Origin of the sequence: Acidovorax sp. SUPP2539 (assembly GCF_030158975.1) — a bacterium.
Classification (GTDB): Bacteria; Pseudomonadota; Gammaproteobacteria; order Burkholderiales; family Burkholderiaceae_C; genus Paracidovorax.
On record NZ_BQXJ01000001.1, the window covers coordinates 529,735 to 552,354 of the forward strand.

15 protein-coding genes are annotated in these 22,620 nt (G+C 65.3%); 14 read left to right on the forward strand and 1 reads right to left on the reverse strand.

All coding sequences use genetic code 11. From position 1 onward, the window contains the following. Window positions 1-342 precede the first annotated feature (342 nt). From AVTE2539_RS02500 to AVTE2539_RS02525, 6 genes are all read left to right on the forward strand, one after another. Complete coding sequence (locus tag AVTE2539_RS02500; RefSeq protein WP_284408237.1) at window positions 343-5,655, forward strand: carboxypeptidase regulatory-like domain-containing protein; 5,313 nt, start codon at window positions 343-345, stop codon at window positions 5,653-5,655. Next, window positions 5,652-8,903 carry a transglutaminase domain-containing protein gene (locus AVTE2539_RS02505; protein WP_284408238.1) on the forward strand — a complete coding sequence of 1,084 codons (3,252 nt, stop codon included), beginning with the start codon at window positions 5,652-5,654 and terminating at the stop codon, window positions 8,901-8,903. The genes AVTE2539_RS02500 and AVTE2539_RS02505 overlap by 4 nt, the downstream gene beginning before the upstream one ends. Further along, window positions 8,903-9,292: a hypothetical protein gene (locus AVTE2539_RS02510; RefSeq protein ID WP_284408239.1), complete on the forward strand. Its 390-nt coding sequence runs from the start codon at window positions 8,903-8,905 to the stop codon at window positions 9,290-9,292. The genes AVTE2539_RS02505 and AVTE2539_RS02510 overlap by 1 nt, the downstream gene beginning before the upstream one ends. A gap of 429 nt (window positions 9,293-9,721) precedes the next feature. Further along, window positions 9,722-9,856 (forward strand): hypothetical protein, encoded by a 135-nt coding sequence (locus tag AVTE2539_RS02515; protein WP_284408240.1) that lies wholly within the window; start codon window positions 9,722-9,724, stop codon window positions 9,854-9,856. Beyond that, window positions 9,828-10,124, forward strand: a complete 297-nt coding sequence (locus AVTE2539_RS02520) for a hypothetical protein (protein ID WP_284408241.1) — start codon at window positions 9,828-9,830, stop codon at window positions 10,122-10,124. The genes AVTE2539_RS02515 and AVTE2539_RS02520 overlap by 29 nt, the downstream gene beginning before the upstream one ends. 551 nt (window positions 10,125-10,675) lie before the next feature. Next, on the forward strand, window positions 10,676-11,770 hold the full coding sequence (locus AVTE2539_RS02525) for a BMP family ABC transporter substrate-binding protein (RefSeq protein ID WP_284408242.1): 1,095 nt from the start codon (window positions 10,676-10,678) through the stop codon (window positions 11,768-11,770). A gap of 50 nt (window positions 11,771-11,820) precedes the next feature. On the opposite strand, the gene AVTE2539_RS02530 is transcribed toward AVTE2539_RS02525, so the two are convergent. Further along, window positions 11,821-12,576 (reverse strand): sulfite exporter TauE/SafE family protein, encoded by a 756-nt coding sequence (locus AVTE2539_RS02530; protein ID WP_272564920.1) that lies wholly within the window; start codon window positions 12,574-12,576, stop codon window positions 11,821-11,823. Window positions 12,577-12,728: 152 nt separating this feature from the next. On the opposite strand from AVTE2539_RS02530, the gene AVTE2539_RS02535 reads away from it, so the two are divergent. From AVTE2539_RS02535 to ypfJ, 8 genes are all read left to right on the forward strand, one after another. Then, the gene (locus tag AVTE2539_RS02535; RefSeq protein ID WP_284408243.1) at window positions 12,729-13,700 is read left to right on the forward strand and encodes a LysR substrate-binding domain-containing protein; all 972 of its coding nucleotides are present in this window, start codon (window positions 12,729-12,731) and stop codon (window positions 13,698-13,700) included. Window positions 13,701-13,902: 202 nt separating this feature from the next. Further along, window positions 13,903-17,190, forward strand: coding sequence for a 3-keto-5-aminohexanoate cleavage protein (locus AVTE2539_RS02540; protein WP_284408244.1), 3,288 nt, complete (start codon window positions 13,903-13,905; stop codon window positions 17,188-17,190). A gap of 31 nt (window positions 17,191-17,221) precedes the next feature. Beyond that, window positions 17,222-18,688, forward strand: coding sequence for an FAD/NAD(P)-binding protein (locus AVTE2539_RS02545; RefSeq protein ID WP_284408245.1), 1,467 nt, complete (start codon window positions 17,222-17,224; stop codon window positions 18,686-18,688). Between the two features lie 68 nt (window positions 18,689-18,756). Then, window positions 18,757-20,040 (forward strand): guanine deaminase, encoded by a 1,284-nt coding sequence (gene guaD / locus AVTE2539_RS02550; RefSeq protein ID WP_284408246.1) that lies wholly within the window; start codon window positions 18,757-18,759, stop codon window positions 20,038-20,040. A gap of 96 nt (window positions 20,041-20,136) precedes the next feature. Continuing rightward, window positions 20,137-20,703, forward strand: coding sequence for a dCTP deaminase (dcd, locus tag AVTE2539_RS02555; protein ID WP_272564912.1), 567 nt, complete (start codon window positions 20,137-20,139; stop codon window positions 20,701-20,703). Window positions 20,704-20,860: 157 nt separating this feature from the next. After that, window positions 20,861-21,184 (forward strand): hypothetical protein, encoded by a 324-nt coding sequence (locus AVTE2539_RS02560; RefSeq protein ID WP_272564911.1) that lies wholly within the window; start codon window positions 20,861-20,863, stop codon window positions 21,182-21,184. 155 nt (window positions 21,185-21,339) lie between these two features. Continuing rightward, window positions 21,340-21,573, forward strand: coding sequence for a hypothetical protein (locus AVTE2539_RS02565; RefSeq protein WP_284408247.1), 234 nt, complete (start codon window positions 21,340-21,342; stop codon window positions 21,571-21,573). Window positions 21,574-21,670: 97 nt separating this feature from the next. Further along, entirely contained in the window at window positions 21,671-22,549 is an 879-nt protein-coding gene (ypfJ, locus tag AVTE2539_RS02570; protein WP_284402275.1) for a KPN_02809 family neutral zinc metallopeptidase, read from the forward strand. Window positions 22,550-22,620 lie beyond the last annotated feature (71 nt).

Sequence of the window (22,620 nt, forward strand, 5' to 3'; positions counted from 1 at the left end):
GCTTTGGTTCTGCAAAGGTTGTCGCTTGAATCGACCCGGCATGTAGTGACCAGAAGATTGCCTCTGCGTGGCTGCGCATCACCCTGGATGTCGTGAAAGCCAATGATTGAGGCATTTGGGCATTCCATCGTCACGGCGGGGGGTGAACAGAAAGCGGTGCTTTGTCGCGAATCGGTGTCAACCACAATTTGTCACAGATGATTGCAATCGTTATGGTTAGCATCCGCCGCAATAAAAAATTGCAACGACTCTGCATCTGCGATTGGGGGAGGTGGTTGGCTCAGGGTCGACCGGCGACGCTTTTCATGCGCATGGTGAGAGACAAGAGGATCTCCAATGTGTGTGACGGGAATCGACCGCGCGGCCAGAGCCGTGCGGTATTGGCTGTGCTTTGCTCTGATATCGACATGTTGCGGGCTGGCTTGGTCAGGCACTGCCAGTGGCCTGGCATGGCTTCAGACCCAGGTGCAGGCGAACGGCCAACTGGCCGGCGCCTCAAGCTCTGCCACTGCGCTCCAGAGCCAATGTGAAGCAGCCCGGACGCTGCTGGAATTTTCCGATCTCGCCAAAGCTGCATCGCTTACGGCCGCGCTGGATGCAGCGCCATTGGCCGAGACTGCGACGGAGGTGCTGGCATGCACCCAATGGTTGCAGCAGCAACAAAGCCAGATTCCACGTACCCCCGAACTTCAAAGCCGGCGCTCGGTCTCCGGCGGCTTCGCCATGTATGACAGCCTCAGCGGGACCAATGCGCTGGATACCGGCTGGGCACTGCAAGCACTGGCTGGCCAATGGAGCGCGACCCAGGCTGAGCCCACCCTGGCTTGGCTGCAACAGCAACAGGCCGCCAACGGCAGCTTCACCGTGGGTGGCGTTGGTGATCTGCTGAGCACGGCCACCGTGCTGCGTGGTCTGCAGGAACACCGTCAGCGCTCCGTGGTCGCGGCAGCCATCGCCGACAGAGCAGCCGCTTATTTGCTGGGTCAAGCTAACCCGGCGGGACATTGGCAGTCCGATGCCGGCATCACCGCGCTCATCTATGGAGCCGTGCACCCCTACAGCGGCGCTCTGCCGACCATGGGCCCATCCGTAAAAGCATGGTTGCTGGCAGCGCAAAGTTCCAGCGGGGCGTGGGGCAACAACGATCCCTGGACCACGGCACTGGCCCTGCGCGCACTTGCATTGGCCGAGCGCCCTGCCATCAACCCGGCTCAGGCCGCGCTGCGCGTGCAGTTTGTGGACGCGCGCAATGGCAGTCCCATCCCGGGAGTGCAGCTCACGGGTCCGGCAAGCAGCGGCATCCTTGGATTGAGCGATAGTTCGGGCCAGATTCACCTGACGGGACTGGTTCCCGGCGCCTACACCCTCACTGCCAGTACCTCCGGCTACAGCACCGTCCAGACATCGGCCACATTGCGCGCGGGCCTTGTGACGGACCTGGGTATCCTTCAGATGCTGGTGCCAGGCAACAGCGCCACCGCGGTCATCAGCGGGATCGTCAAAGACACCGCCAGCGAAATGCCTCTGAGTGCAGTGACCGTCACGGTGGCTGCTCAATCGCTGAGCGCCACCACCGACGCGGCAGGCCGTTACCTGATCAGCAGTGTCGCACCCGGCAACGTCAGCGTGATCGCCCGCAAGGCCGGCTACTACGACGCCTCCGGCCAGGCCAACGCATTGGCCGGGCAAACCCTGGACTTTTCCCCCGGCCTGGTGCCCAGCCAGCCTGGCGGCTCGGGCAGCACCACCGACTGCCGCATCACCGGCCGTGTCACCAACGCTGCCGACACGACGCCTGTTGCCGGAGCCACCGTGGCTCTGAGCGGCGTCAATACCGGCACGACAATCACGGATGCCGATGGCACCTATGTGTTGGCTGGCCTGGTTGCGGGCGACACACGCATCAGCGTCAGCCAAGCAGGCTACAGCTCTGCCGAGGCCAACACCCGACTCTCCTGTAGTTCACAGAGCAACACGGCGGTTCAGTATTCCCCCAGGCTCCATGCGGGCAGCCAAAGCCCGCCAGAGGCCAACGGCGCTAGCCTCAGCGGCATCGTGCTGGACGCGCGAACCGGCCAGCCTATTGCAGCGGCGCAACTGTCCGCCACGACCACCACCGGCATCGTGCGCACCACGGCGAGCCAGGTCGATGGCCGCTTCGCACTCGGCGGGCTGGACGGATCCGCGGCGCAGCTCGCCGTGACGGCCGCAGGCTATGAGGGCGTCACGGCTGGCTACTTGCTGCAGCCTGCACAGAACAGCGACCTGGGACAACTGCGCTTGCGTCCCCCGCAAACAGCAGCGCTGGCCGTGGACCTGCAGGTGCAGGCCGTCAGGCGCCACACCTTGCAGACCGACCCGCAGACGTTGCGCGTTCTTGGTGCGCTGCAGGTGCAGATACGCAACGCAGGCACACAGCCGGCCCCGGCGAGCGTCCCGTTGCTCGCTTTCCTGGACATGGACGGTAATGGCGAATACAACCCGGGCAGGGACGCCGTGCTCGGTCAGGCAACGCTGCCGGCGGCGCTGGCTTCGGGGCAGTCCCAAACACTCGAGATCGTGGTGGCGGGCATGCTGCCTTTCCGCGATGCACCGATCCATGTGATCGTTGATCCCGCAGGGATCATTCCTGAGAGCAGCAAGCTCAACAACGTGCGATCCAGCGCGCAAGATGTGCTGTTCACTCCCTCGGCCGCAGCGTTCTCGCCCAAACTCAAGTGGCACTGGGATGGGAGCAACTCGCCGTACCCCGATTACAACCAAGTCATGATGGCGCCGGTTGTCGGGCGCATCGTCGATACCAACGGCGACGGGCGCCTGGATGGGGATGACATGCCGGCCGTGGCGTTCACGTCGTTCTCGGCATCGCTGGGGTACAACAACGCAGCGACGATCCGTGTCGTCGATGGCAAGACCGGCTCGCACCTGTTGTCCATCCGGGACGACTCCATTTCCGCGATTGCCAACTTGGCGCTGGCGGACCTCGACGGCGATGGCAAGCCGGAGATCATCGCCATCACTCGGGACTACCGCGTCGTGGCCTTCCGCCACACCGGCGAGCGGTGGTGGGTTTCCGATGTGACCGTTGCCAGTTCCGGCTCTCCTCCGTGGGGGGCGCCGTATGTGGCAGACATCGATCGCGACGGAAAGCCGGAGATCATTTTTGGTCTCACCGTCCTGAACTTCGACGGCACCACCAAGTGGCGTGCCAATGGTCCGTATGTCGGCACTTCCTATGAAAGAAACGGGGGTTTTTCCATCCCCATCGCGGCCGACATCCAGGGGCACGGCAATGCCAACGTGATTTTCGGAGGCGCGCTCTATTCCGCCGATGGAACGCTGGTGTGGCAGGCCCCCATGGATGGATACACCGCCGTTGCCTCCTTCGATTCAAGCCGGCAACCATCCATTGCCATCGTTCATTCGGGCCAGATCTCGCTCATCGGTGCGGACGGGCAGGTCCGTTGGACGACCGCGCTACCCGGCGGAGGAACAGGCGGCCCGCCCACCATTGCCGACATGGATGGCGACGGCATCCCGGAAATCGGCGTGGCGGGCTCCAACGCGTATTCCGTATTCCGGGGCGATGGATCGCTGCTGTGGAGCAAGGCATCGCAGGACTGGTCTTCGCAGATCACGGGTTCGACCGTCTTCGACTTCGACGGCGACGGGGTGGCCGAAGTGCTCTATGCCGATGAAATCAAGCTGCGCGTCTTCAAGGGCCCGACAGGCGAGGTGCTCTGGGAGCAGCCAAACACATCGGACACGACCTTGGAATATCCCTTGGTCGTCGATGTGGACGCCGATGGGCATTCGGACATGCTGGTGGTGGCCAACGACTTCGGTTGGCTCATCAATGCCACAGCACGTTTCCACGGCGTTCGGGCTTTCGAAGATGTCAACAACGCATGGGTGCCCACGCGCACCCTCTGGAATCAGCACGCGTACAGCATCAACAACATCAACGATGACCTGAGCGTTCCCCGCGACCCCGAGCCCAGCTGGAAGAGCCACAACACCTTCCGGCTGAACCGGCGCATGGATGCGGACCCCCGGGCTGTCGCGGACATCACGGCCAGTTACGTGCGCGTGGTGGACAAGGGAGCGCAGCCGCTTTCGCAGATCATCGTGCGCGTGGGCAATGCCGGCTCCTACAAGGTGCCCGCGGGCACCCCGGTCGCCGTCTACAACACCGACCCCGCCCTGGGCCAGCCTGCGGCGCAAGCCCTGGTGGCGCAAGGCGTCACGCGAAGCGTGCTGCCAACGGGCGCCTACGAAGATCTGGCGATTGTCCCCGCCCGGCCTTTGGCCCAACTCAGTGCCATGGGCACCGTTTGGATCGTCGCCGACGACGATGGCACGGGCAGGCACACCCTCTCGGACTTCGACCGCGGCAACAACGTGGCAGCGGCCGACCTGGGGGCCATCGCGACCAACCTGGTTGTCTCGGTGGCCACGGACAAGCCGATCTACACCGAGGCGGACACTGCCAGCTTCACAGCGATGGTGCACAACGCGGGCAGCTTTGCCCGCGACGCGCTCGTGCGGCTGACGGTGCTGGATGTGGCCGGCCAGTCCGTGGACGTGTTGCCGCTCGGCACGGCCGCCCAACTGCAACCGGCGACCACCGAACAGGTGCGGGCACCTTGGTCGGTGGCTGCCGTGCTCGCCGGCGACTATCAGGTCCGGGCGGAACTCGTCACCTCTCAGGGCCTGGTCTATGGCAGTGCAAGCGCTTCCTTTGCCGTGAAAGCGGGTGCCGGGGTAGGAGCGGTAGACAACAGCCTCAACAGCGCCCGCGCAAGTACGGACCGCAGCCGCTACAGCGCTGCGCACACCGTGTTCATCGACTCGCGGGTTGCCAATCTCAGTGCCAATTTGCTGCAGGAAAACCTGCGTGCCATCACGCAGGTCATCGCGCCCGATGGGCAGGTCGTGCTCGTCCATGCCGAGGACATCGCCCAGGCCAGTCCGCGCAGCCAGCGCAAGTACGGCTACTACCTCAAGGCCGGCAGCCTGATGCCAGGCTCCTACCAGGTGCGCATCCAGCTCTTCGGCTCGGCCAGCTACAAGAGCAACCGAATGGCCATGGGCGCCAAGTCGAGCGCTCGGACGGGCCTTGCAGACGTCGAACTGGCGTCCAACACCACCAGCTTCGTGGTTCAGGACGCCTTGCAAAGCGGTGTGGGCATCACGGGCCAGCTCAGTGCGGCCCCCGCTTCCGTGATCGTCGGCGCCTCATCGGCACTGCAACTGAGTTTGGCCAACAACGGCAACTCGGCCATCGCGGGGGCTACGGTGCGCGTGCGCGTACTGGATCCCGCCAGCGGCACACCCATCGCTGTCTTCACCCAAACCGGCGTGCAATTGCCCGTGGGTGCAGGTGGACAGTACAGCTGGAACTGGGTCGCGGCAGGCACCGCGGGCAGCGTGCTGCCGGTGGCCGCCACCATCGAGATTGCAGGGAACGAGCAACCTCTGGCGCAAGCCACCCTCACGCTCATGGCCCCGGGCGGGCAGCCGCCTGTCGAGATCCAGCCTGTGCCTCTCGATTGGCAATGGCTGCTCGCGCTGCTGCTTCTGATGCCCGCGGCGATGCATGGCATTGCGCGCCGTCGCTTGTCCCCGCGCGCTCCCCTTCAAAGCGAACCATGAATTACGCGACCCCGAGCATGAGTGCACTCCAACACCCCCGAAACGCGTGGCATCCCTGGCTGCGCCCTGTGGCTCGCATCGTAGTGGCGGCGCAACTGGCATTGGCGCTACAACCCTTGAGCGTGCTGGCCCAGGAAGGCGCGCCTGTCATCCCTGCGACCGCCCAGCAGCAAATGCAGCGCCTGGCCCAATGGCAGCAACGCATCGAGCAGGCCAAGCTGGAGCAAGCGCGTGCGGCGCAGCCGCCCGGCGCGCTGGCGACCGAGCGCACGAGCCGCAATCTCACCCGGGTGCACGAACTGCTCAGAGAAGTCAAAGCCCGGACCGAGCGGCAGCCTGCCCCGACCGCCAGGCTTGGCAACGCCGGGAATCAAACAGCAAAGGCCGCCCCGACCGCTGACCAAGCCAACGAGGCAGACCAGGCTCAGATCAGCGCACTCCTGGCGGCGATCGATGCCGATACCGATGCCGTGTTGGCCGACTTTGCCTCGGTGCGCCAGCAACTCCAGGCACAGGGCGTGAGCGCGGAGATCCTGGCCCGCCACGATCAGGCGCAGGTGGAACTGGAAAAGCGTGCCGGTGAACTGCGCGACTTGATTCGTGCCTGGCGACAGGCACCCGGGGTGGCCGCGTTGGCAGCCCTGGACGCCTACTTCCAGCGGTATCCGGCTGCCCGTGCCCATGCAACGGCAGACCCTGGCAAATTACCCTGGAGGTCGCCGCAGCCCAATCAACGTCCGCCGGCCGGGAACCAGACCGCGTGGTTCCAGAACCTGCATGGCAAACAGCAGGTGAAGCTTGCGCAGGCAGGCGGGGGAAACAGCCTCGGTTTGCAGTTCACCATCCCGCCAGAACCCGGACAAGCGCCCACGCCCGAGGATTTGGCGGAAACATCGGAAGTCACCCTCACGGCCGCCGTCCGCGCAAAGGCGCAGGAACTGGGCAACAACCCCGTTGCCATCCAGAACTGGGTGCGCAACACCATCGAATGGGTGCCGACCTGGGGAGCGATCCAGAGCGCGCAGGACACCCTGGACAAGCAGCGCGGCAATGCCATCGACATCGCCAGCCTGCAGATCGCGCTGCTGCGCGCAGCGGGTATTCCTGCACGCTATCAATTCGGCACGGTGGAAATCCCCGCCGTGCAGGCCATGAACTGGGTGGGTGGAGCATCCAACGCACAGGCCGTTTTGCAACTCATGAACCAGGGCGGCATTGCAGCGCGGGGCAGCGTGCAGGGCGGGACGGTCCAGAGCATCCGCTTCGAACACGCATGGGTGCAGGCCTATGTGAACTGGGCGCCCGGGCGGGGTGCCAAGAACGCGACGGCCTCCCAGCACAACCATCCCAATGGAGCGTTGAATGCCTGGGTGGCGCTGGATGCCAGCGTCAAGCAATACGCCTATGCCGCGGGCATGGACCTGCAGGCCGCAGTGCCACTGGATGCGCAGGCGCTGCTGAATGCCGCCCAAAGCGGGGCCACGGTCAATGAGCAAGAAGGCTGGGTACAAAACCTCAACCAGGCCGCCATCCAGAGACAACTGGACACCTACCAGAGCCGCCTGAAAACCCACATCGACACCCAAAAGCCCAACGCCACGGTCGGCGACATCATTGGCAGGAAGATCATTCCGCAGACCATGTACAGCGTGCTGAGCGGTGTCATCCCGCTGGCCATCATTCAGACCGGCCAGCAGAGCACTGCGGTTCCGGCCGGCCTGCAGCACCAGTTCACTTACCGCTTGAGCGACGGTTGGGGCAATGAGCTGCTGAGCTACACGGCACCCACCAGCCGCCTGGGGAGCAAACGCCTCACCTTGAGTTATGTGCCTGCGGACCAGGCCACGTCGGCCCTCATCGCAAGCTTTCTGCCCAAGCCCAATGCGGACGGCAGCCCCATACGCCCAGACCAACTGCCCAGCAGCCTGCCGGGCTACCTCGTCAAGCTGAAGCCGCAAATGACCCTGGATGGGCAAGTGGTGGCACAAGGCACAGGCGTGGTCACCATGGGATTGGATCTGCAAGGACAGGGCGGCTTTACCCAGTTGTACGATCCCACGCAGTGGGACCTGACGCCGGACCAAAGCCACGTGGCGGGCCAGGCCACGGCCATCGGCATCAGCGCAGGGGGCATCAGCGCCAGGCAACTGGACAGCCTCAAGACAAGGCTGGAGAACACCAAAAACCAACTGCAAGCCAACCAGCTGCAGAACCTGACTGGCGAGCAAATCAGTGGGGACCTGCTCACCGCCGTGATCTGGAGCTGGTTTGCAGCTGCGGAGAGCCACAACCGCCTGAGCCAGAATCAGGCCGGGATGGTTGAAACCCCGGGCCTGTCCTACGGCTTGTTCCATGCCCTAGCCCAGCCGACCTATAGCTGGGGCGTGGTGAGGAAGGTGACGTTCCCTGGGGTGAACATCGATATCGGGCACATCCGGAACGTCAGCTGGGCCAAGGACAACGACGATAAGAAATGGGTGAGCTACAACCGGCTCCGGGGCCAGTACATGAGCGCGCTGGAACACGCGGTGCCCGAGCGGTTCTTCAATGACCCGGCGAAATGCAATCTGGCGGGCAGCTCCAGTCCAGTCACGGGGCTATCCGACTGCCCGCAGGGCATCAGCGCGGTCAAGGCCCTGGGGATTGCGGCGGCGCAGGGGCAGAAGATTTATACGATCACGCAGAAGGTTTACAACCACAACCCGGACATCGTGAACACGGCGCTGTCGGCGCACAGCCATGACACCCAGAGCCGGGTGCAGCGGTCGCTGGACGCGGGGTATGAGGTGACCATCCACGAGAGCCCGATCACGGAGAGTGGGTGGACGGGAGTGGGATTCGTCAGCATTGATCCGAGCACAGGGGCCGGGGGATACACCATTGAAGGGGGTAAAAATGGGGGATTCCTTTTGGTGATCTTTGCAATTTCCTTATTGGTCATTTCTGCTTACTTTGCTGGTTCTCTCTTGCTGGCGGGGGTAATTGGCCCCGTCGGTGGCCTACTAGCTATTGTTGGTGCCGCTACCAGTTACTTTAACTTGCTCAAAGGATTGGGTGAAGTCAAAAATGAAACCCAATTTAATAATTTGGTTGCATTCACGGCGCTAAAAGGGCTTGCTTCAATACTGCTTTCAGGTGTTGCATCAGTATTTTATAATTCTCTGATCTCATTTGGTCCGATAACAGATCTTTTGCCATTTTCGATCATTAATTTCGGTATATTTTTCTTTTCGGGATGGTTTTTTTAATGACACCGCTGATATTTGCTGAGATTTTGGTGGCGCTAGCTCTTTTTTTCGGGGGTGAGCTTTTTTATTTTTACTTGGACAGAGGGGTGGCAAATTTTTTTCATAGAGCACTCTTGAGATTTTTATTATCAATTGCAGCGCCTGGAATTGTTTTATTCCATTCTTTTTATAATAAATATTGGGGTTATGTGATAATCGGGATTTTGGCGCCGTTTCTTTTTTTTATTTCTGAGAGGATTTTAAAAAATTTTGCTCACAGTCGTGGCTGGCAAATGAAAATAGATATCCCATATTTCGACATTGAAAATAATTTTTTTGCCAGTGCAGTGTCTATTATATTTATTTATTGGATAATATCTTTATATTGCATTTATAGTATATGGCGATGAATTTAATCATTGCATATTGCACGCAATGCTCCTTGTAGGCATTCATCTCCATAAGCGGATTCTGAATTCAAAGAGAAGTGCTACGTCTGCCGAGCATGTGAACTCGCCATTACTACCAGAACCGTGTGGTCTTCATGGTCGCAACCTGTGCTCGCATTGTGATGGCGGCGGAACCGGCTATTGCTATAGCCATTGCATTGCATTGCATTGATTTCTGGGAAGTGCGAGGCTGCGAGGGTCGTGATTGCTATAATGAGCGCAGTTTTTATTTTGAATGAAGTATCTGCTGCGCAGAATAAATACTGTTAAATAAACTACCAAAAAGCTGCCGGATTTCATCTTGCTAATGTAGCCCGTTTTTGCTCCCATTGCTATTATTAATGTTTTTTGGATTATTAATCCTTGCAATTCTGCTGCAGGGAATATTCTATGCAAAACTTAGAAGGGAAGATGGCTATTTTTTTGCTAATTGTATTGATGGCGGGCGCTATTGGGGCTGGGTTTTTTGAAGAGGCGAAAGGCTATGGAGCGGCTCTTGAAGTTAAAGAATCGCGAAGAGCTTAATATTGATTTCCTTATTGATCAGATTGCTGAAGGAAGGGCTATTAATGAAAGTGTTGCAAAGAACGAATTGATTGCTCTTTCAAATGCACTTTCAATACCCGTGGGATTGCTGGGGCCAGAAGATGTGGTTGAAGATTTAATCGGGCAGGACTATTTCAGCGGGGATGCTGTGCTCGAAATTGAGAAGAAACTCCTATCTCTGAGAAATCAAGAATTTTGTAAACCGACTGTTCGAAAAATAATATTGGCTCTTTCGCAAAGTCCATGATATGCCGCCATCACAGAACAAGAGGGCTGGGTACAGAACCTCAATCAGGCTGTCATCCAAGCGCAGCACAATACCTACCAGAGCCGCCTGAAAACCACCATCGACACCCAAAAGCCTGGCGTCACCGTGGGCGACACCATCGGCACGAAGGTCATTCGCTGGTTTGATGCAGTGGAAAGCCATAACCGCCTGAGCCAGAACCGGGCAGGGATGGTTGAAAGCCCGGGGCTGTCTTATGGACTGTCCACGCCATGGCCACCCCGGTGTACAGCTGGGGCGTGGTGAGAAAAGTGACATTCCCCGAAGTGAATTTGTGCTATTGAAAATATAGCGGCATGCCCTAGTTCTAATTGCGCTGGAGGCACTTTTCGCCCCCAATCATTGAAGGGCTGCCCGTCCATGCCTCGGCCCGGATGGCCGCAGGGGCGCCCGCCCGCATGGCCCTGCCGGCACGGGGGGCGGGCCGGCTGACTACAATCGCGCTCCCCGAAAGGCGGCTGTCCCGGCCGCCTTTCGCGTTTCCATCCCCCGGGACCATGTAGAGGACCACCATGTACAAAAACCTCGCAGCCACGCTCGTGGCCGCTTGCTGTTGGCTTTCCCCCGCCTTTTCCCAAACCGGCCAGACCGTCCAGACCGTCCCCCCGGCCGTGGTGAAGGCCGGCTTCGTCTATGTCTCGCCCATCACCGAAGCGGGCTGGACGCACCAGCACGACGAAGGCCGCAAGGCCGTCGAGGCCGCCTTGGGCGACCGCGTGCGCACCACGTTCGTGGAGAACGTGGCCGAGGGCGCGGACGCCGAGCGCGTCATCCGCGACTTGGCGGCCACGGGCCACCAGATCATCTTCACGCCCAGCTTCGGCTACATGGAGCCCACGCTGCGGGTGGCGCGGGACTATCCCGGCGTGAAGTTCGAATCCATCACCGGCTACCAGACCGCGCCCAACGTGGCCACGGCCAACGCCCGCTACTACGAGGGCCGCTACCTGGCCGGCGTCGCCGCCGGGCGCATGACGCGCACCAACGTGGCGGGCTACGTGGCCGGCTTTCCCATCCCCGAGGTGCTGCAGGGCATCAATGCGTTCACGCTGGGCCTGCGCTCGGTCAACCCCCAGGCCACGGTCAAGCTGGTGTGGCTGGACGTGTGGTTCGACCCGCCCAAGGAACGCGATGCGGCCATGGCGCTGTTCAACCAGAACGTGGACGTGGTGGCCTTCCACACCGGCTCCACGGCGGTGATGGCCGCGGCCCAGGAGCGCGGCAAGCTCGCGATCGGCTACCACTCCGACATGCGCCGAATGGGGCCGGACGCGCAGATCCTCGCCGTCACGCACCAGTGGGGCGGCTACTACACCGAACGCGTGCGCGCCGTGGCGCAGGGCACATGGAAAAGCGGCAACCTCTGGGGCGGCGTGCGCGAAGGCATGATCCGCGTCGAGGGCTTCGGCAGCAAGGTGCCGCCGGCTGTGAAGGCCGAGGTGCTGGCCCGCCAGGAAGACATCGCCAAGGGGCGCTTCCACCCGTTCCGCGCGGGGGCGACCCCCGTGCGCGACAACACCGGCCGCGAGGTCATCGCCGCGGGCCAGACCCTCGGCGATGCGCAGATCCTGCAGATGAACTGGCTGGTCGAGGGCGTGCAGCGCTGAAAAGGGCGGAAAGGGGCCTTGGCGAGGGGCCGTCCTCTCTCTTTCGGCCGCTACAGGTGGCGCGCCACCAGCTGCGGCAGCGACGAGGCCAGCAAGGCCACGCCCGACGCGGTGAGCAGGCCCAGCACGATCTGCCGGAAGGCCACGTCGCTCAGACCGATGTACAGCCGCGTGCCGAGCAGCGTGGGCACCAGCATCGCCGGCGCCACGATGGCGAAGAACGGCAGCATGTCCCGCGTGACCATGCCGGTGCCCAGGTAGGTGCCCATGGTGACCAGCAGCATCGACAGGTTGAAGTTCTGGATCACGGCGCGCTGCTGGTCCTTCTCGTAGCCGCGCAGGGTGCACCACAGCGTGGGCAGCGTGCCGGTGAATCCGCCGATGCCGCCCATCACGCCGCCGGCCAGCCCCACGACGCCATCGGCCACGCGGCCGCCCGAGCGGATGCGCGGCAGGCGCTTGGCCATCAGCATGGTCGGGCACCACAGCACCAGCAGGGCGCCCAGCAGCGTCTTGAACCACACCATGTCCAGCCGTGGCAGCAAGGCCACGCCCAGCGGAATGCCCAGCAGACCGCCCAGCACGAACGGCGCGAGCGTGCGCACGTCGAAGCCGCGGCGCACCGACACCGCCGCGACGATCTGCCCGGTGAGCGCCCCGAACACCGCCAGCGCCGCCGCCAGGCGCGGCTCCAGCGTCCAGGCCCAGAACGACATGGCCACCATGCCGAACGCGAACCCCGACAGCCCCTGCACGAACCCGGCCACCACGGCCCCGATGCCCACCACCCAGTAGATCGTTTCCATTGCGCGCTTCTCCCCCTTTTTTTGGATTGGAAGGCGTCCGGCCCCGCAGGGCCGCCGCCGCATGGGCTGCGATTGTGGAGTAGCCGCATGAGCCAATCTTTCTCATTTAGTATTGCCCCATAAGCCAATGGATATGGCTCTGGGACCGTTCGATGACCCCTGCCGAGATGGAGGCCCGGCTCGCGTCGCGGCTCAAGATGCGCCACCTGGTGCTGCTGCGCATGATTGCGGAACACGGGTCGCTGACCCGCGTGTCGCACCGCATGGCGACCAGCCAGCCGGCCGTCACCCACGCGCTGGCCGAGCTGGAAGCCATGTTCGGCGGCGCGCTGTTCCACCGCTCCGCGCGCGGCATGGCGCCCACGGCGCTGGGGGAGCTGGTCATCGCCCGGGCCCGGGCGATGCTGGAGGACCTGGGCCATTGGGTGCGCGACATCGAGGCCGTGGGCCTGGGCCGCGCCGCGCACCTGCAGGTGGGCGTGATCCCTTTCGTGTCCGGGCGGCTGCTGGCCGCCGCCATCGGCCAGACGCGGCCGCAGGGCCTGCAGGTGACCGTGACCATCCACGAAGGCACCAGCGACCGCCTGCTGGAGCGCCTGCGCCAGCACGAACTGGACTGCGTGATCGGCCGTGCATCGGCCGTGCTCGACATGCAGGGGCTGGAGCATGAAGTGCTCTACCACCAGGAGCCCCGCCTCATCACCCACCGCCGCCTCGCCGCCCGGCTCGGGCGCCAGCCGCTGGCCTGGCAGGAACTGGCCCGGCTGGAGTGGATTCTGGGCGCCCGCCAGACGCCCATGCGCGAGCAAATCACCGATTTCTTCCTGCGCGCAGGGGTGGCGCCGCCCGCGCCGTTCGTCGAGAGCCTGTCGTCCAAGCTCATCGGCGAGCTGATCGCGGCCAACGAAAAAGCGGTGTCCATTGTGCCCGCCGACATCGCGGAGGAACTGGCCCGCATCGCGGGTGTGGGCATCGTCGCCCACCGCTTCGGCTGGACGCTGCCGCCCATCACGCTGTTCCAGCGGACCGAGGGCGCGCGCTACGAAGAGCAATCGCTGTTCGTGGCGGCGCTGCGCGCGGTCTGCGCCCGGCAGGCGGCAGCGCAGGCCGGCGACGCCGCATAGCGCCAAGCGCGTCGTTCGCAGGGCTCCGCGCTGACCTGGAATGCATCTGCGCCGGTCTGGCAACTACCCGAAGGGATAGTTTCCGGGCGCCCCGGGCATTGCTGTAATGCCATCGACATGCCCGCCAGGCACGCGATGCGCTGGCCCGCGCGGCCCGCGGCGCGCCCGGCGGGTCCAGAAAAAAACCAAGGGGAGAAGGTCGATGCGAATGTTCATCACGGCGGCGCCTGTGGGCGCCGTTCCACAGCAAGCCCTGGCCCGGGAGCCGAAATTCCTGCCCGCCCGGTCTATCGAGGCCGCGGACGCCCAGGGCATGGGCCTGGCCCATCGGCTGGCCGCCGATGGCTGGGAGGCGGTGCCGGCCGGCGGCCTGGGGATCTGCGACAGCCTGGACGCCCTGCAGGTGGCCAGCGCGGCGGACGGGCCCCAGGCCCCGGGCCGCCGCCTGGGCGACATGGAGGCGCGCCGGCACCTGCCGGGTGAGGCCCTGCACCGCATCGCATCGGCAAAAACGGCGCGCGAGCTGGTGCTGACGCTCACCTCCCAGGGTTGGGACGTGGCGGGCGCCGGCGATCTGGCATGGCACCCGGAAACGATCGAGACCTACTTGCCACCCGCGTTGGTGGCCGCGTTGCAGGCCGAGGCGCCGCAACTGCTGGACGCCCTGCGCGAGCGCGGCTGGGCCGACCACGGCGCAGGCCACTGGAACCCGGGCAGGACGGCATCGCCGCACCTGCCCATCGCACCCGAAGCCATCGTCGCGCACAGCGTGGCGGCGGTGCGCGAAGGGGCCGCCATCGTGCACCTGCACACGCGGGACTGCAGCGGCCAGCACCCGGTCCACGTGCCCGGGGTGGCCGTGCCGGTACGCCTGGGGCGGCAGGCCAATCACATCGACGAGGCACAGTACGCGGCGATCGTGCCCCGGCTGCACCAGGCGGCGCCCGCTGCCATCCTGAACCTGTCCACCAGTGTGCGGGGCGGCGCGGCCGACTTTGAAAGCCCCGTGCGCCGGGTGCATCTGCGGGCCTACGGCGCGCAGCAGCGCGCGCCGGAGATGGGCTCCTTCAGCCCCGGGCCGGTGGTCTTCCAGGCGGGCGGCGGCTATGAAAACCCCCCGGCCTTCCTGGCGGCGCAGATCGCGCACTGCCGGCAATGGGGCGTGCGGCCCGAGGTGGAGGTGTTCAACGGCGCGATCCTGGACGGTGCGCTGGGGCCGTATCAGGCCGGCCTGCGCTCGGTGGGCGGGCCCGTGCTGTTCATGCTGGTGGTGGGGGTGGACCAGCACCGGCGCCTGCCTGAGGGCGGAGTGCAGGACGATTCCCTGCTGCCGGTGCAAGAGCGCAAGGACATCCTGCGCCTGCTGGCCGAAGGCTCCGCAGAGTCCTTCGAGCAGGCCCTGGCCCAGGCGGTGGCGCGGCTGCGGCCAGTGGTGGCGCGCATCCGCGCGAAGTGCCCGGGCGCCAAGGTGTCCGCCCTCGTGCCCGGCCCGATGATCGTGCTGCTGCCGCGCCTGGCCGTGGCCCTGGGCCTCGACGGCGTGCGGGTGGGCCTGGAAGATGCCTTGAACGTGCCGGATCCCGAGGTGACGGGCGGCTGGCGCCGCGGCACCACGGCGGAGCAGGTGCGCTACGTGCGGGAGCAACTGCAGGCCCTGGGGGCCACGGTGCTGACGGCCGAGGAAACGCGCGTGGCGCTGGACATGCCCCATCCCGATGTGGCGCTGCTGCAGGCCGCGATCGCCCGGCTGCAGCCGCTCGCAGCGACCGTGCCGCTGGACCGCCCCCGGGCCATGGCCAGCGCCGTGCTGGCGGCGCTGGCACCGCTGCAGCCCGCCTACGCGGCCCGGGAATCCCGGTTCCTGGACGCGCTGGAGGCGGCGGCCAACCACCTGCCGCCCGATGCGCAGGCACCGGGTGCGGGCGACCTCGCGCTCGCGGCCCTGCGCGACCACGGGCTCTACGCGCGATTTTTCGTGGAAGAGCGGGACCGCTATCCCCGTGAAGGTGCGGCGGCGTTCCGGCACGTCTATCCGCTGCAGGCCCTGAACTTCGTGCGCGAGTTGCTGGCCGAGCGCCAGTGCCCCGGCGGGCGGTGGGACGCGGCGCTGCAGGCCATGGCTACTGAAGCGGGCCTGCCGCCCCATGCCTACCAGGTGCCGCCTGCGCAGTTCAAGGGGCCGGAGGGGCGGTTTCTCGAATTCCTCACCGCCATTCCCTGCCACTACACGGACGACCGCACCGACATCGTCCACACCGCCGTGCGCAGCGAGCCCGGCTACAGCGCCGCCATGGCCGTGCTGTTCGAGGCCATCCACGAGCGGGCGGTGGCCCTGCGGGCCAATTCGGAGGCCGAGCCCAAGAGCGCCGGCATCCGGGTGTACCGGGCCGCGCAGCGCAGCGGCGGCCTGGCGGTGCCCATTGACATGGACGTGGCGGCCGTGCAGGGCGCCATCGCCCGCGGCGCATGGATCGTCCTGCCGAGCACGCCCACCACCCACTACCCGGAGGGGCTGAAGCTCTCCACCGGGCTCACGGCCACGTTCGCCCGGTTCCTGGAGCGCACGCAGGCCGCCGCCGAGGTGCTCGGCATCGCGCACGCCGGCCTCGATGCCGACGGCACCGTGCTGATCGAATCCAGCATGCTGCACAACCGCTTCACGCTCAACACGAAGGCGCATGCGCAGGTGGTCAGCCACTCGTCCCGCCTCATCTACGAGCGCGTGGTGCTGCCCCGGCTGGTCGCGTTGCCGCGGGCGCTGGCCTGGACGGCCACAGGGCTGGTGGAACGCGATGCGGCGGGCCGGCCGCTGAACCGCGACGGGCAGCCGGCGGGGCGGCTTTCTTTCCAGGGCATCGAAGACCTGGTGCGGCTGCATTTCCTGGCGCACAGCTCCGGCATCGCGACCATCCAGCAGATCGACAACGCTGCCCGGGCGGACCTGCAGCGGCTGGGCTATTCGGTGCAGGAGCAGGAGGAAATCTTCAACCGCTCCGTCGCCTTGTCGTTCGCGTCGGCCTGCGATGTGAACCTGTCCGTGCTCGGCACACCCACCGTGGACGTCACCGCGCTGAACGATGTGCGCAGCGTGGCCGGCACGACCACGCCGGACTACCTGTGCGGCAGCAACAACGGGCTCTGGAGCCTGGCGCCGCTCCTGCCGCACCGCGATGACGAGGCGTTCCGCTACGGCAGCGCGCACTGGATCCTGCGCAAGGGCGAGCAAAAGAAGCTGCTGCTCCGCCTGGCGGGCGTGGTGCTGCGGGAAGACCCCGTGCGCCTGCACGACGGGCACTCCATCCGCCGTTACCTGGAAGGCGCGCCCGCTTCGCTGGTCGAGCTGGTGGCGCTGCTGCAGACCGCTCCCGCCTCGCTGCGTGCCGACATGTTGCTGCGCCAGCATTTCGCACGGCATGGCTCCCCGGCACGCCCCGTGCCCGCGGCCCGGGATCGCGCGGCGGACCTGGCCCTGGCCGGTGGTACCGCCTGATGCGTCGGCGCACCGCACCCGCGAAGGAGACATGAGCATGGCCAGGATCGCCATCATCGGGGGCGGCTGCAGCGGCACCCTCGTCACGCAAGCGCTGAGCCGCATGGGCGGCCAAGCCGGGATTTCCGAGGTGCTGCTGTTCGACGAGTCCGGCGGGTTCGGCCCGGGACTGCCTTACGGCCGGGACACCAACGACGGCGAGTTCATCCTCAACATGGCTTCGTCGTTGCTGAGCGCCCGGGCCGGCGAGCCGGACGGGTTCGACCGCTGGCTGCAGCAACTCTGCGCGGGGCAGGCCGATGCGCCGGGCGGATACGTGCGGCGCTCGCTCATGGGGGCCTACCTGCAGGATGTCGCCCACCAGGCCGAGAGCGCGTTCGCCGCGCGCGGCGTGAAGCTGGTGCGCGTGGCGCAGGCGGTGACCGACATCGAGCGCGGGGCCAGCGGCTTTCACGTGGCCACAGCCCAGCATGCCTGGCATGTGGACCAGGTCGTGCTGGCGCTGGGGCATCTCAAAAAGCGGTCGCCGTTTCCGGGCGTGGCGCACTACCACGCGAACCCGTACCACGACCTGGGCGCCATCAAGGCCGAGCTGCCGCGGAACGCACGCATCGGCATCCTCGGCACCAAGCTCACGGCCATCGACATGGCGCTACTGCTCGGCCGGCTCGGTGTGGAGCGCATTCACATGTTTTCCCATTCCGGCCAGTTGCCCCTGGTGCGCGGCGCCTTGCCCACCACGCCCCTGGTGCGCCCCGAGCACCGCTATGCGGGCGACACGCTGCGCGGCTTCCTGCGCTGGTTCCGCGAAAGCCATCCTTGTGGGCACGAATACCCGGGCCTCATGACGATCCGCGACCCCCTGGTCCGCATCGGCCGGGAGATCGAGGCGGCCCAGGCGGTGCGGGACTGGCAGCTGCAGCTGGACGCCACCAAGGAGGACATCGACCGTTACTGGACCGCGCTGCGGCCGGACCAGAAACGCCGGTTCTTTCGCAAATACCAGGGCCTTTGGATGAGCTACCGGCACCCGATGCCGCTGGACAACGCGCGCAAGGTCCAGGCGCTGCTCCAGGCGGGCCAGCTGACCGTGCACCCCGGATACCGGGCCACCCGGCTGGCGGAGGGCCGGCCGGGATTCCAGGTGGAACTGGCCGGTGGAACGCTGGCGCTCGACGGCATCCTGGATGCGACCGGCGTGGCCGGCAACCTGGCGCGCATCGATTCGCCGCTCATCGAGAATCTGATCGACCGCGGCCTGATTCGCCAGCACGAACTGGGCGGCATCGCGATCGATGCGCAAAGCCTTCAGGTGCTGGGCCAGCCCGGCCTGTTTGCCATCGGGGCGCTGACCCAGGGCGCGCTGTTCTACGTGTCTGCCATCGAGCGGCTGTTGCTGCACGCCCAGCGCATCGCGGGGCAACTGGGCCGCACTGCCGCCCCGACGGCGGCGCAGGACCGCGAGGCGTTGCCGCCCCGGGAGCGGGTGGCGGTGTAGTGCCGCCGGTATGGGCCCCATGCGCTGCGGCGCATGAAAGGCGCCGTGCCCGGCGTTAAGCTGCCGCCATGCAAATCTACCGCTCCGGCCTGCTGCGTTTCGCCGACGACCATTCGGCCCTGTATGAAGAAGACGGCCTGCTGGCCATCGGCCCCGATGCCCAGGGGCGCCAGCGCGTCCAGGCCGCAGGCGCCTGGAACACCCTGGCGGCCCAATACGCACAGTGGCCGGTGGTGCACTGGCCCGGCCGCATCATCGCGCCGGGGTTCGTCGACATGCACGTGCATTTTCCGCAGACCGATGTGATCGGCTCGCCCGCCGACGGCCTGCTGCCCTGGCTGGAAAACTACACCTTTCCCCACGAATCCCGCTTTGCCGATCCAGCCTATGCCGCCGGCGTGGCCACCGTGTTCCTAGACGAACTGCTGCGCAACGGCGTGACGACCGCGCTCACGTTCGCCACCTCGCACCCGGCGTCGGTGGACGCGCTGATGGGCGAGGCGCAGGCGCGCGGACTGCGCCTGATCGCCGGCAAGGTGCTGCAGGACCGCCACTCGCCCGATGGCGTGCGCGACCAGACCGAGCAGTCCCTGCGCGACACCGAGGCGCTGATCCGCCGCTGGCACGGCCAGGACCGGCTGGGCTATGCCATCACGCCGCGCTTTGCGCCCAGTTGCACCGAGGCCCAGTTGCGCGGTGCGGGCGAACTGGCGGCGCAATACCCCGACGTGTGGATTCAGTCGCACGTGGCCGAGAACCTGGACGAGATCCGATGGGCTCGCGAACTGTTTCCCGCAGCCCGCAGCTACCTGTCGGTGTACGACGATTTCGGGCTGATGCGCGAGCGCGCCGTGTACGCCCACTGCATCCACTTCGACGATGCCGACCGGGCGCTCATGCGCGACACCGGGGCGGTGGCGGCGGTCAGCCCCACCAGCAACCTGTTTCTGGGCAGTGGCTTCTTCGACTACGCCGGGGCCGACTGGGTCGGCTTTCGCTACGGACTGGCGAGCGATGTGGGGGGCGGCACGAGCTTCAGCCCGTTCCACACCATGCTCGCCGCCTACTACGTGGGGCGCGAAGGGCAGACGAAGCCCGGCCTGTCGCTGTCGCCGCAGGCGCTGTGGTGGCAGCACACGGCCGGCGCGGCGCGCGCGCTGGGGCTGGCGGGCGTCATCGGCAACCTGCAGCCCGGGTGCGAGGCCGACTTCGTGGTGCTGGATCCGCGCGCCACGCCGCTGCTGGCGCGCAAGACCGCGCACGCGGCCAACCTGGACGAACTGCTCTTCGCGATGATCGTGCTGGGCGACGACCGGGTGATCGAGCGCACCGTGGTTTCCCAAGCCGAATAGGCCCCTGACGCAGGTTGCACTAGCGCATGTCGCTATGAAAAATATAGTGCCTGCCCGCGCGTCCTCTCTACAATGGCGGCCCAGCAGGAGTGAGCAATGAGCATCAAAAGCGACAAATGGATTCGCCGCATGGCAGAGCAGACCGGAATGATCGAACCCTTCGAGCCGGGCCAGGTCCGTGAGGCCGAAGGCCGCAAGATCATCAGCTACGGCACCAGCAGCTATGGCTACGACATCCGCTGCGCGCCGGAATTCAAGGTGTTCACCAACATCCACAGCACCGTGGTAGACCCGAAGAACTTCGATGAAAAGAGCTTCGTCGACTTCGAAGGCGACAGCTGCATCATCCCGCCCAACAGCTTCGCGCTGGCACGCACGGTGGAGTACTTTCGCATTCCCCGCAACGTGCTGACCATCTGCCTGGGCAAGAGCACCTATGCCCGCTGCGGGATCATCGTGAACGTGACGCCGTTCGAGCCCGAGTGGGAGGGCTATGTCACGCTGGAATTCAGCAACACCACCCCGCTGCCGGCCCGCATCTATGCCGGCGAGGGATGCGCCCAGGTGCTGTTTTTCGAAAGCGACGAGGTTTGTGACGTGAGTTACAAAGACCGGGGCGGCAAATACCAGGGGCAAAGCGGCGTCACGCTGCCCAAGGCCTGATGCGGGCCTGATTTTTCGGGCGGTGGAGTCCTACACCGCCACGGCTTTTTTGCCGTGAGCGAGGGCGGCTACGGTTTTTTACGATTCAGCCAGGTTCTGTGTTGCATTCGGTTGAATGCTGTAAATCCCACGCAGAACGCTGCCTGAGGAGCCCACCATGCCTGCCACCCACCACGCCGTATCGTCTTTCCAGGCCGAGCGCACGGGCCTTTCGCATGTGCTGCACGAGGCTTCGGGAGGCAGCACCCACCGCTGCTATTGGCCCGCCGAAGCGCTCGATGCCTTCCTGCTGCAGATGGCCGCCCGTGGCCATTGCATCAGCGCCGCCATGATGCTCGGCGACCGCACTTACGCCCTGCAGCAGATCGAACGGGCCCGTGCCCTTCCGGGATGCGCCCTGCAAGCCCTGGTGCAGGAGTTGTCCGGGTATTTCGAAGACGCCGAGCCCGCCGCCGCCAGCGTGCACTGGTGCACGCGTTGATCCAGGCAGGGAGCGCCTGAAGGTCGGCGCGTTGCAGGGGGTGTCGCCAGACCGGCTCCGTCCTACGCCCCCGCAGGCCATCGACCGGGTTTTCGGCTCTGGCGCGCTGCCTAGCATCCCATCCATCCATTTCAGACCTATCGCAAGAGACCGCCATGCACGACGATTTTCATCCCCCCGTGTCCTCCGCCCCGACGCTGCGCCCTTGGCCCATCGTGATCGGCAGCGTGGTGATCGCGGCGCAACTCGTCGCGCTGGGCTGGGTGGTGCAGGGGCAGGTGCAGCAGGCATCGGAGCGCCAGGCGCACTGGGCGCCCCGGGGCCTGCAGAGTTCACCGGCCACCTATGCAGCGGTGGACGCGCCCTCGTTCAGCGAGCCGCAGCCTTGATGCCTTCTCGAATCGACCCATGGGAACCGCTGCCCGGCCTGCGGCGCGGGCGTAACATCCAGCGCACCGCATCCGCAGGTGCGAGCAGGAGAACCGTATGAAATGGGAAGGCAACCGCGAATCGGACAACGTCGAGGATCGCCGTGACGGCGGCGGCGGTGGGGGCATGCCGGTGTTCGGCGGCCGCAGCATCGGCATCGGCACCATCGTGGTGGCGTTGCTGGGGGGGTGGATTTTCGGGATCAATCCCTTGACGATTCTGGGACTGCTGAGCGGCGGCGGAGGCGCTCCCGCCCAGGTCCAGCAGGCGCCGGCACACCGCCCGCCGGCCGACGACAAGATGGCGCGCTTCGTCTCCACCGTGCTGGCCGACACCGAAGACGTGTGGACCGACATCTTCCGCCAGGGTGGCAACGCCTATCAGGACCCGAAGCTCGTACTGTTCCGTGGCTCCACACCCACCGCCTGCGGCACCGGCCAGGCGGCAATGGGCCCGTTCTACTGCCCCGGCGACCGCAAGGTGTACATCGACCTGGGCTTCTATGAAACCTTGAAGAACCGGCTGGGCGCGCCTGGGGATTTCGCCCAGGCCTACGTGATCGCCCACGAGGTGGGCCACCACGTCCAGAACCTGCTGGGCATCAGCGCCAAAGTGGACCAGATGCGTGGCCGCGTCAGCCAGGTGCAGTACAACCAGTTGTCCGTTCGCCTGGAACTGCAGGCCGACTGCTTTGCCGGGGTCTGGGCCCACCATGCCCAGAATGCCCGCCAGATCCTGGAGCAGGGCGATGTGGAAGAGGCCATGAACGCCGCAGCCAAGATAGGGGACGACGCCTTGCAGCGGGCGGGCGGCGGCGCCGTCGTGCCGGACAGCTTCACCCACGGCACCAGCGCGCAGCGCCAGCGGTGGTTCCATGCAGGCCTGGAAAACGGCAGCGTGAAGGCTTGCGACACGTTTTCGGCCCGCAGCCTGTAGTGTGAACGCCGCAGTGGAAGCGTTCACCCTGCAATGCCTGGGGTGGCGTTTGCGCTTTTACAGCCATCGTA

What these genes read in the sequence shown, in the direction of transcription:
- AVTE2539_RS02505 (WP_284408238.1), top strand. Translation starts at nt 5,652, where the DNA reads ATGAATTACGCGACCCCGAGCATGAGTGCACTCCAACACCCCCGAAAC.
- AVTE2539_RS02510 (WP_284408239.1), top strand. Translation starts at nt 8,903, where the DNA reads ATGACACCGCTGATATTTGCTGAGATTTTGGTGGCGCTAGCTCTTTTT.
- AVTE2539_RS02515 (WP_284408240.1), top strand. Translation starts at nt 9,722, where the DNA reads ATGCAAAACTTAGAAGGGAAGATGGCTATTTTTTTGCTAATTGTATTG.
- AVTE2539_RS02525 (WP_284408242.1), top strand. Translation starts at nt 10,676, where the DNA reads ATGTACAAAAACCTCGCAGCCACGCTCGTGGCCGCTTGCTGTTGGCTT.
- AVTE2539_RS02530 (WP_272564920.1), bottom strand. Translation starts at nt 12,576, where the DNA reads ATGGAAACGATCTACTGGGTGGTGGGCATCGGGGCCGTGGTGGCCGGG.
- AVTE2539_RS02535 (WP_284408243.1), top strand. Translation starts at nt 12,729, where the DNA reads ATGACCCCTGCCGAGATGGAGGCCCGGCTCGCGTCGCGGCTCAAGATG.
- AVTE2539_RS02540 (WP_284408244.1), top strand. Translation starts at nt 13,903, where the DNA reads ATGCGAATGTTCATCACGGCGGCGCCTGTGGGCGCCGTTCCACAGCAA.
- AVTE2539_RS02545 (WP_284408245.1), top strand. Translation starts at nt 17,222, where the DNA reads ATGAGCATGGCCAGGATCGCCATCATCGGGGGCGGCTGCAGCGGCACC.
- guaD (WP_284408246.1), top strand. Translation starts at nt 18,757, where the DNA reads ATGCAAATCTACCGCTCCGGCCTGCTGCGTTTCGCCGACGACCATTCG.
- dcd (WP_272564912.1), top strand. Translation starts at nt 20,137, where the DNA reads ATGAGCATCAAAAGCGACAAATGGATTCGCCGCATGGCAGAGCAGACC.
- AVTE2539_RS02560 (WP_272564911.1), top strand. Translation starts at nt 20,861, where the DNA reads ATGCCTGCCACCCACCACGCCGTATCGTCTTTCCAGGCCGAGCGCACG.
- AVTE2539_RS02565 (WP_284408247.1), top strand. Translation starts at nt 21,340, where the DNA reads ATGCACGACGATTTTCATCCCCCCGTGTCCTCCGCCCCGACGCTGCGC.
- ypfJ (WP_284402275.1), top strand. Translation starts at nt 21,671, where the DNA reads ATGAAATGGGAAGGCAACCGCGAATCGGACAACGTCGAGGATCGCCGT.